Consider the following 1,272-nt stretch of genomic DNA (forward strand, 5'->3'; position numbering starts at 1 on the left):
GTCCTCCGGGGGAACCCACTGGAGCGGGCCCCATTTCGTGTACGACTCGGAGAAGGCGCCGGGGTTGGCGCGGATCTCGTCGTTGAACTCCTGGCCGTCGAAGGAGTAGTCCGAGCCGACGCCGATGTGGTCGAGCCCGACCAGATCGACGCCGTAGCGGATGTGGTCGGCCATCGCGGCGAGGCGGGCGGCGTGGTCGCCGGGGGCGTTGTGGCCCAGGAAGATTCCGACACCGTTGATGCCGATCACGCCGCCGGTCTCGGCGCAGGCGCGGGCCTGATCGTCGGTGATATTGCGCGGATGTTCCCACAGGGCGGCGAAATTGGAGTGGCTGTAGATCATCGGGACGGCGGTGCGGGTCGCGATGTCGAGGCCGGTGCGGCGCGAGCAGTGCGAGCCGTCGGCGAACATGCCGACCTCGTTCAGCTTGCGCACCAGGTCTTTTCCGTAGCCGGTGAGGCCGGTGTCGGCGGTGTCGAGGCAGCCGCAGCCCGCCGCGTTGGCGTGGTTGTAGCTCGGCAGCAGCGAGCGAACGCCGAGCCGGTAGAACAGCTCCACATTGTCGAGATCGCCGCCGAGCGGGCCGGAGTCCTCCAGGTCGAAGGCCAGCGCGATCGCGTCGTCGGCGCCGATGTCGGCGCGGCGCTCGACCAGCCTGAAGCGTGGATCGGCCGCCGCCTGGTCACGGAACCGGTGCACCAGTTCCAGCGAATCCGCGGTGGTCTGGGCCGAATACCCGACATTGACCGAGAGATACGACCCGAGCGGATACCGGGCGAGTTCGCCGATGCGCGCCGTGTGATGCAACGGCAGACAGCAGTGCTGCTCCCACAGGAAGGGCGCCATATTCACCTCCGGTCGTTGTTCGTGACCTGCGATCCTACGTTTCGCAACACAGCCGGAACCGTAGCGACGCTAACGCGATGTCTGATTAGTCCGATTAATCAGTACCTTCCTCCCACTGCCCGAAGGCGGTGCGACATGCGTCGCTTCCTCGTCCTGTTCACCACGCTCGCGGCCTGCGCGAGCCTGTGGACCCTCCCAGCTGCCGCCGCCCCGTCCTCCTGCGGCGTCACCTGGGGCTCGCTCGACAAGTCGAGCGCGAACTACTCCACCGCGACCGTCGGGGCTGTCCGGTCCGGCCGCCACGACTGCTTCGACCGGCTCGTCATCGATCTGTCGGGCCCGCTGGCCGGCTACCGCGTCGGCTACGTCGACACCGTGACGATGGACGGCTCCGGCGCCACCGTCCCGTTGCGCGGCGGCGCGTAC

General features: G+C 68.1%; 2 protein-coding genes. One reads left to right on the plus strand and one right to left on the minus strand.

Annotated features, from left to right (window positions below):
• On the minus strand, positions 1-846 hold an 846-nt coding region (locus ACWDNU_RS46150; RefSeq protein ID WP_449673481.1), incomplete at its 3' end, for a dipeptidase.
• 135 nt (positions 847-981) lie between these two features.
• Between ACWDNU_RS46150 and ACWDNU_RS46155 the strand changes: the two genes are divergently transcribed.
• Positions 982-1,272, plus strand: a 291-nt coding sequence (locus ACWDNU_RS46155) for an AMIN-like domain-containing (lipo)protein (RefSeq protein ID WP_449673482.1), incomplete at its 3' end; no start/stop codon positions are given.

Source organism: Amycolatopsis sp. NPDC003676, assembly GCF_053587275.1.